The organism is Magnetococcales bacterium, assembly GCA_015231925.1.
Taxonomy (GTDB): Bacteria; Pseudomonadota; Magnetococcia; order Magnetococcales; family JADGAQ01; genus JADGAQ01.
Genome location: JADGAQ010000347.1, coordinates 1 through 2,301, shown reverse-complemented (window position 1 = coordinate 2,301; position 2,301 = coordinate 1). Strand labels below are relative to the sequence as shown.

Annotated in this window: 5 protein-coding genes; all 5 read right to left on the bottom strand. The window is 59.5% G+C overall.

Annotated features, from left to right (window positions below):
• Positions 1-276, bottom strand: a 276-nt coding sequence (locus tag HQL56_19670) for an SUMF1/EgtB/PvdO family nonheme iron enzyme (GenBank protein MBF0311736.1), incomplete at its 3' end; no start/stop codon positions are given.
• A complete protein-coding gene (locus HQL56_19665; GenBank protein ID MBF0311735.1) occupies positions 218-1,231 on the bottom strand; it encodes a group II intron reverse transcriptase domain-containing protein in 1,014 nt (337 codons plus the stop codon). The genes HQL56_19670 and HQL56_19665, both read right to left, overlap by 59 nt.
• Positions 1,232-1,263: 32 nt before the next feature.
• Positions 1,264-1,668, bottom strand: coding sequence for a PIN domain-containing protein (locus tag HQL56_19660; protein MBF0311734.1), 405 nt, complete (start codon positions 1,666-1,668; stop codon positions 1,264-1,266).
• The gene (locus tag HQL56_19655; GenBank protein ID MBF0311733.1) at positions 1,665-1,916 is read right to left on the bottom strand and encodes a DUF2281 domain-containing protein; all 252 of its coding nucleotides are present in this window, start codon (positions 1,914-1,916) and stop codon (positions 1,665-1,667) included. Before HQL56_19655 ends, HQL56_19660 begins: the two co-directional genes overlap by 4 nt.
• Entirely contained in the window at positions 1,913-2,263 is a 351-nt protein-coding gene (gene avd, locus HQL56_19650) for a diversity-generating retroelement protein Avd (protein ID MBF0311732.1), read from the bottom strand. Before avd ends, HQL56_19655 begins: the two co-directional genes overlap by 4 nt.
• Between the last annotated feature and the right edge of the window lie 38 nt (positions 2,264-2,301).

Below are 2,301 nucleotides of genomic sequence, written 5' to 3'. Positions count from 1 at the left end.
GCACTGGCGCGGGATGACGGGTTGGACAAACCTTGTGCGCGGAGACAGGGTCCGTGAACCCTGCCTGTCTGGCGAGTGGTTTGTACTCGAAAGGCGGAAGCCCAGGTTGTTGTTCCGGTTGTCGGGCGAGTTGTTGTTGCGATTGGCGGAGCGGACGTTGGCCGGGTTGTTGTTCCAGCTGCCGCCCCGATTCACCCGGTTGGAGCCCCTTGTACCGTCATCCCAGGCCCAAGGAATCCGAGAACAGTCGCTGACGCAGGGACCGTGTGTCGGCATGGGCCATGTGGCCGATCATGCTGCCCACGGAGAGGGAAAGCAATCCTTCATCGATTTGCCCATGCCGGAAAGCCTGCTCCCTTTCACGGGTTTTGTGCCGAAATCGGGCCGCTCCTTTTGGCTGCAAGCGGACAGTTCCAGGAAAGACGCAGCATCCCAAAAAAGGCATACCTTGTTCGACCGGGGCCATGAGCGTGGCGCTCTCCTTGAGTTTCAAGGAGAGCTTGTCGGCCAGGAATTGCCGAACCTCACCGTGTATGCCGTGGAGGAAAGATTTCGACGGGCCGAAAAAGAGGAAGTCGTCCATGTAGCGCACGTAGCCTGGAACGGCGAGGCGGTCGGTGACGAAGTGGTCCAACTCGCTCAGGTAGAGGTTGGCGAAGTGCTGGCTGGTGAGGTTGCCGATGGGAACGCCTTTGCCGGGAGCATGGTCGGGTGGGGCGTGGTCGATGATCCGGTCCAGCAGAGTCAACAGGCGGGCGTCCTTGAGGTGCCTGCGCAGCAGAGTTTTGAGAATGGACTGATCCATGCTCTCGAAATATTTTTGCACGTCGCATTTCAGGAAAAAGGCATGCCTTCTGCCGAGATCCTGGGCATATCGCACGGCGGCGTGAGTGCCCTTGCCGAGGCGACAGGCGAAGGTGCGAGAAATGAGGCTGCGTTCGAATACGGGTTCCAGCAGGTTCATGATGGCGTGATGCACCACCCGGTCGCGGAAGTCTGCGGCGGCGATCTTGCGGCGTTTTGGTTCGAAGACCTCGAAGGTGCGATAGGGTCGGGGAGACCAGCTCCCGCTTTGCAACTCTTCCTGGAGGGAGAGGAGTTCCACCTCCAGGGCGAAGTAGAAATGGGCGATGCGGGTTTTGTCTTTCTTGCCGCGCCAGGCTTTGTGGGCTGCCTGCCAGAGGTTGGTGAAGCAGACGATGCGGTCGAAGAGGTTTCCGGAGCGGAACATGAGGTTCAGTGACTTCGCACGGAGGGTGGTCGCTATTTCCAGGGGAGCGGTTCCTGGGCCACTTCCTTCAGGTTGATGAATTCTGGATCCTTGTGGATGAGGATGGCGTTGGCCTGCAGGGCTGCGGCGGCGATCCAGGAGTCGCCCAGGGAAAGGGAATGGGTAGCCTTGATACGGGCTGCGTTTTCCAGAAGCGAGGATGACTCGTGAATCCAGTCGATGGGCAGTTCGAGGCAGCGGCGATAGGCCAAACGTCCGGCTTCTTCGCCCTCGTCTTTCCAGACACGATAGAGGATTTCCATCAACGAGATGAAACAGCCATAACAGATTTCTGTCCCGGAGGTGGCAGCCTCAAGCAGACCGGCGACCCTTTCGGCTCCCGGTTCATCGTCGCGCAACGCCAACAATGCGGAGGTATCGAGGAGGAATCGGCTCATGCTTCCTGCTCGCGATCCTGCTGACGGTCAATCAGGAGGCGTTTCGTGGTACCGCCCTTGCCGCTGCCACGGAATGCGGCAAGGGTCTCGGCAACGGAGGAGGCCCCATCCTGCCAAAGGTTTCCGGTGGTGGTGGATTTCGTCAAACCATGGCGGAATTCCAGATAACCGATGAAATCCAACACCTCACGAGCCAGTGGTTCCGGCAGGCGGCGCAGTTCCTGTTGAATCTCTTCGGCAAGGTTCATCGGTTTTCCTCCTGCTGTTTCATCCAGCCGCCGAGCATCCGCCCGATCTCCAGGAGATGGCGCACGGCGTATTCGAAGGCATCATGGGAAAGATAGTGCTGTTCGTGGCAGAGGCGCAACAGGACGCGGATTTTTTCCAGGCGCAGATTGGCGCGTTTGAGGATTTCCTGTTTGCGGTGGGCGTAGCGGGCTTCCACCAGGTCCTCCACCAGGTCGAGGGCCAGGGTGTCGATGCGGTCGGCGAAGGTGAAGCGTACCCGGCGGGGGAACTTCTCAGTGGTGGGCAGCAGCCACTTCAGGAAGTCCATCCATTTGACGAAGATGGGCAGATCATCCTGTTGGCTCATGGCTGGCCTCCGGGGGAGCGGTTGGCACGGTGCTTTCC